We start from the raw sequence: 3,058 nt of genomic DNA, 5'->3' as shown, positions 1-3,058 counted from the left end.
GACTCCTCGACCTGGACCGCCAGCGGGCGCTGGCCGGCCTTGTCGCCGTTGGTTCCCCAGTGCTCGGAGAAGATCGACGTCGGGCAGGGGATGTAGAACCACTCCCAGGCGTCGCCGTCGTTGCCCTCGCCCTTCTTGAAGGGACCGACCTGGACCTCCTTGATGCCGAACTGGTCGAGCGGAAGGCCGAGCTCCTCCTTGCAGCCGATCTCAGCCGCGTGGTTGCCGGAGAAGTAGGTGTAATCCACCAGCAGTGCGTACTTCTGGTCTGCCATTTAGTGCACTTCCTTTCTCTGGTTAGTCCTGGTCGAGGCTGCGGACGCGCTTGATGTTGCACATAACGCCCTTGTACGGGGCGCCGAAGCCAAGCTTGCCGATGTTCATGTGCGGGACGAGGCTGTTGAAGTTGGACTTCCAGACGCCGAACAGGTTGGGCTCCTCGCCGTCCTGCTCGGGGAACCACCAGCCGTGCGCGCAGTTCAGGATGCCGGGCTTCATGACGGGCGTGATCTCGGCCTTGAAGCGGGCTTCGCCGAACATGTTGTAGACCTCGCACCAGTCGCCGTCGGTGATGCCGTAGGCCTTGGCGGTCTCGGGGTTGATCTGCACCCACGGCCACGGGTCGATCTGGCGCAGGGACGGCACGGCGCGGTGCTCGGAGTGGAAGGAGCTGTAGCGGCGCGAGCCGGAGGTGGTGATCAGCGGGTACTGGCCGGCCCACTCGGGCTTGCTGACCTGCGAGTAGTTGGGCTCCTCGTAGTAGGGCAGCGGGTCCTCGCCCCAGGACTCGTACAGGATCGAGTAGGCCTCGATCTGGCCGGTGATGGTGTTGAAGCCGGGGTTGCCGTCGAAGCGCAGCATGCCCTTCTCGTACTTCTCGTACTCGAAGCCGTGCGCGCCGGGCTGGTAGATGCCGAGCTCCTGGAAGGTCTTCCAGTCGTAGCCGAGCTCCTTGAGCTGGTCGCTGAAGAAGTCCTCCACGGCGGTCTGCAGCGCGTCGAGGTCGAGGGACTTGCCGTCAGCCGGCTTGTACCACGGCCACCACTCGGGGTTCAGGCGCTGGCCGAACATGAGGCAGACCTCGATGTCGGACTTGCACTCGCCGACCTGCAGGGCCTTGTTCATGGGGCCCATGAACACGGTGTTGCGGCCGTAGTGGGTCAGCACGATGCCGTCGTGCTCGGCCCAGGTGGACATGGGCAGGAAGTAGTCGCCCACGGCCATGGCCGTCGGGGTGAGGGTCAGGTCCTGGATGACGACGAACTCGAGCTTCTTGAGGGCCTTGTGCCAGCGCTTGGGCTGCGCGGAGCAGGTCGGGGTCAGGAAGTTGGAGCTGTTGAACCAGCCCATCTTGAGCGCGTAGGGCTCGTCGGACTCCATGGTGTTCAGCGTCTCGTCGGGCTGCGTGGTCGCCATGCCCGTGGACAGGCCCGGCCAGGCGGCCGCGCCGATGCGCTTCTGCCAGACCTCGTCGCTCATCGCGCCGCGCTGGTTCATGCGCCACTTGCCGAGCAGGGCCGACGGGGGGCCGAGGGTCAGGCCGCCGGGGCGGTCGATCGAGCCGGCCAGCGCCGCCAGGACGATGAACGCCTGGGACAGCTGCACGCCGTTCTTGTTCTGGTCGAAGGCCAGGCCCCACGCCCAGCCGATCGGGCGCTCGGTGCCGATGATGTGCGCGACGCGCCTGATGTCCTCGGCGTCGACGGTCGTGATCTCGGCGACCTTCTCGACCGGGTACTCCTTGGCGCGCTCCTTGATCTCGTCGAGGCCGTAGATCCAGTTCTCGGCGAACTCGTGGTCGTACTCGTCGTTCTCGAACATGAGGTTCATGATGCCGAGGGCGAGGGCGGTGTCGGTCTGCGGGCGGACCTGCAGGTTGATGTTGCCGTCATGAGCGCCGACCCAGGTGATGCGCGGGTCCACGCTGATGATCTTGGTGCCGAGCTTCATCATGTCCACCAGGCAGTGGCCGAAGAAGCCGTCGCCGTTGGAGGGCAGGGGCTCCTTGCCCCAGACGACGACCCACTTGGAGAGGGTGTACGCCGGGTCGTGGTAGCTTCCGGGCAGGTGCCCCGCGTAGTCGAGCTCGGGGTAGCCGGCGCCCAGCACGTAGTCGGCGATGGAGCAGCGCGGGCCGTAGCAGGACCAGCCGGACTGCGTGTAGCAGCAGTTCGGGGACTGCAGCACCGAGAACGTCAGCGCGTAGTAGTAGATGCACGCCTCGCGGCCGGTGCCGCCGAAGCACACGATGGACTCGGGGCCGTAGGTGTTCTGGTAGTAGCGGACCTTCTCGCAGATCGTGTCGAGGGCCTCGTCCCAGGTGGTGCGCTCCCACTTGTTCTTGCCGCGGTCCTCGAACGCGCGCTTCATCGGGTAGATGACGCGGTTGTCGGCGTAGGTGTACTCGCGCAGCGCGAGGTTCATGGCGTTGACGCGGCCGGTGGTGATCGGGTTGTCGTCGTCGCCCTCGATGCGGACGAGCTTGCCGTCCTTGGTGACGACCTTGACGCCGTACCCGACCGGGTGGGATCCCGGGGGGGACCAGGTGTTGGAGCGGGTGACGACGGTGCCGTCCTCCATTACGGTCTGCCACTGTTTACCGTATGCCATACTTTCCTTCTTTCTTCCACGTTTCTAACATTACCGTAGAAAACTTTTCGCATGTCCCGTGGTAGAACACGCTATCTGCAAGCATGCCGCGCCGGAGGTGGTTCTCCGCCTCGGCCGCCGCCTCCCATCCCTAGTTAAGAGGCGCCGTGCTTGAAGCCAGGGTTGCCTGCCCTCGGCGCTCGCCTCGCTCTCTCCTTCGAGGCGGGCCGGCCGGGGCAGGCTGAGGTTCCCGATCCTACTGGCCGGGGGCCTTCGGGGCCGCGGGGGCGCCGGGGGCCTTCGGGGCGCCGGGGGCCGCAGGAGCGCCAGGAGCCGCGGGCGCGCCGGGCACGGCCTTCTCGCCGTTGAGGTAGGGGGTGAAGTCGCACTTGCAGAAGGGGCAGGACTTCAGGACGAGGCCGCCCATGGACTGGATGGGCTTGCCGCACTCGGGGCACTTGTTCGGGCC

The 3,058-nt window shown here is 66.2% G+C and carries 3 protein-coding genes; all 3 read right to left on the bottom strand.

Annotation, left to right across the window (positions count from 1 at the left end):
* A partial coding sequence (locus HRL41_RS11780; RefSeq protein WP_216662682.1) for a hypothetical protein occupies positions 1-275 on the bottom strand: 275 nt, incomplete at its 3' end.
* Between the two features lie 22 nt (positions 276-297).
* Positions 298-2,610 carry a molybdopterin-dependent oxidoreductase gene (locus HRL41_RS11775; RefSeq protein WP_172137185.1) on the bottom strand — a complete coding sequence of 771 codons (2,313 nt, stop codon included), beginning with the start codon at positions 2,608-2,610 and terminating at the stop codon, positions 298-300.
* Positions 2,611-2,845: 235 nt separating this feature from the next.
* The coding region (locus tag HRL41_RS11770) for a hypothetical protein (protein ID WP_165174049.1) at positions 2,846-3,058 on the bottom strand (213 nt) is incomplete at its 5' end.

It is taken from the genome of Adlercreutzia sp. ZJ473, from assembly GCF_013185065.1.
GTDB lineage: Bacteria > Actinomycetota > Coriobacteriia > Coriobacteriales > Eggerthellaceae > CAAEEV01.
Note: the sequence above shows the minus strand (reverse complement) of the source record. Positions and strands in the feature narration are given on the sequence as shown.

Coding starts and splice junctions, on each gene's coding strand:
- HRL41_RS11775 (WP_172137185.1), bottom strand. CDS start 2,610: ATGGCATACGGTAAACAGTGGCAGACCGTAATGGAGGACGGCACCGTC.